The 1,578-nt window shown below is 41.8% G+C and carries 3 protein-coding genes; all 3 read right to left on the reverse strand.

Annotated elements, in window-relative coordinates:
* Window positions 1-286, reverse strand: a 286-nt coding sequence (locus tag P8O70_03115; protein ID MDG2195873.1) for a hypothetical protein, incomplete at its 3' end; no start/stop codon positions are given.
* A 147-nt stretch (window positions 287-433) separates the two neighbouring features.
* Entirely contained in the window at window positions 434-667 is a 234-nt protein-coding gene (locus P8O70_03120) for a hypothetical protein (GenBank protein ID MDG2195874.1), read from the reverse strand.
* A 459-nt stretch (window positions 668-1,126) separates the two neighbouring features.
* Window positions 1,127-1,578 (reverse strand): hypothetical protein (locus P8O70_03125; protein MDG2195875.1); only part of this gene is annotated, 452 nt, incomplete at its 5' end.

A 1,578-nucleotide genomic window follows, 5' to 3' on the forward strand; every position in this document is an offset into this window, starting at 1 on the left:
ATTGGTCTACTAGGTTGAACCCAATACAATTATAGCGAAGTCTCCTCAAAACTAGCTGCCTAGATTCTTCCAATAGTAAACCCAACTCTGGCATTTGGCTGCGCCTTCTATCGACGATTCCTATTCCTACCCAATAATAACTCTTTTCCAGTGGTCGACAGTCCAACACAAGCTCTCGACATTGATAGACTATCGAACTTCTAAACAGTTTTGCTTTCCGATTCGCTTCATCAAGAGTCATGTATTTACTACGATCAATAATGTCGGGTGAAATTGTATCTGACATAAAAGCTCACTTGGACTAAGAGGTGGGGAAATAAACAGGACTTTACTTTCTTTGCAGGGGGTTCAAGCAGTTTGGATTGAACTTCAGTAGGTAACAGTTTTGGGATTTTTAAGAATTTCAGGCAGGTTGATGTTGGTTTGAAGATGCTTAGGTTGGTTTTGGAAGATCAGAAATATCCACAGAGGACAGAGCTTCTTGCAATAGTTCCCGGCGCTTCTGTTCTGGGTCGTATAGGTCACTGACCATCGCTTCCATCAATACCCGATAATAATGCCGGTCTACAAAGGTGCGTCCATGCTGGATTTCTTCAAAACGGTGGCGCTGGTATGCTCTGGAATGGGGGAGTTCAAGATATTTGGACGGGTCCAATTTCTTTCGCACAGGAGTTTCTTTTGAAAGTGACAATAGTTTGCTGACTACTTTCAAGGGAAATACCCCTTCAGCAAAGCTACTTGGAACAACCTTGTAAGGGTCAGTTTCACTACAGTGATGACTGCATTGGGAAGAAATTAGGGGACGAAGGTAGTATTTGAGGCCGTTTTACCTAGATGAAAGTTATGTCTACATCCTCAAAAAGAAATCAGCAAGGCATGGCTATTCTGATAGAGTTGAGCTTGTTCACCTTTTTCAGTGGGTAGAACTACTGGGCGGATGGCTCTACATTGTCTTGAACTAGCAAGAAAACTCTCACCTACTACACAGGCTTAATAAACCTTTAAATTTAACCATGTTTCTAATAGCTCCATAAAACATCAACTGTCTGGGATTTACCTTTCTAACTCCCAATTACCGACATCTTGTTATCAAATATCAACATTGGATGTGAGGGTATAGCTACGCCTACATTCTAATATTGAAACCAGCACGAACAAGCGTGCCCAAATCACTTGCCTGCTTTAAGAGTTCCTGAAATTCAGACTTCATTGATATCTCATCCATGTATTTTCCAGCACTCGCCATGGAGTCAAAGTGATAAATTGCCCCAACTCGATCCATTCGAGACGCAATGACTGGAACAGCAGCTGACAACGTGTGGGGTGGTGATATTTTCGCAATTTCTTTCATTATATCAATAGCTTGTGTTAGTTTACTCCTTGACATTTGGTAAGTGCGCACAACATGCACCGGAGCAGACAAATCTATAGTCTCATATAAATCCCTCATCACAAAAGGCCCGACACCTTTTCCAGCTGGGTCATCCCATCTTTGCTTAGTAATTTCTTTAAACAGTGGATCATGCATCGCTGCTTCATACGCACAAAATGCCGTTTCAAAATCTTCAAACTTAGCAC

It is taken from the genome of SAR324 cluster bacterium, assembly GCA_029245725.1.
In the GTDB taxonomy this organism is placed as follows: domain Bacteria; phylum SAR324; class SAR324; order SAR324; family NAC60-12; genus JCVI-SCAAA005.